Origin of the sequence: Halomonas sp. SIMBA_159 (assembly GCF_046536035.1) — a bacterium.
GTDB classification, from domain to species: domain Bacteria; phylum Pseudomonadota; class Gammaproteobacteria; order Pseudomonadales; family Halomonadaceae; genus Vreelandella; species Vreelandella venusta_A.
This window is the reverse complement of record NZ_JAWJBT010001860.1, coordinates 1-228: the sequence shown is the minus strand read 5'-3', so window position 1 is coordinate 228 and position 228 is coordinate 1. Positions and strand designations below refer to the sequence as shown.

Annotated in this window: 1 protein-coding gene; it reads right to left on the bottom strand. The window is 49.6% G+C overall.

The window, feature by feature from the left end; all coding sequences use genetic code 11:
* A partial coding sequence (locus R0J87_RS25620; protein WP_498889826.1) for an Rpn family recombination-promoting nuclease/putative transposase occupies positions 1–228 on the bottom strand: 228 nt, incomplete at both ends.

Sequence of the window (228 nt, the reverse complement as noted above, 5' to 3'; positions counted from 1 at the left end):
GATCCTGTCGACCATGCCGATTAAATCGCGGTCGCGAATATGCTTTTGAATCAGTTCCAGCAGAGCTATACGCCGATGTTGCATGATCTCATCGTCAGGTACGATGGTGATATCCACCAACGGAAAAGCTTCGGTGTACAACTGCCGGGCAAGTTGCGGATCGTCAAACTCATCCAGCCAGTTAAGTGAGTACGGGTAGGGCGATGTTTCGCCATGATAAAACAGCAA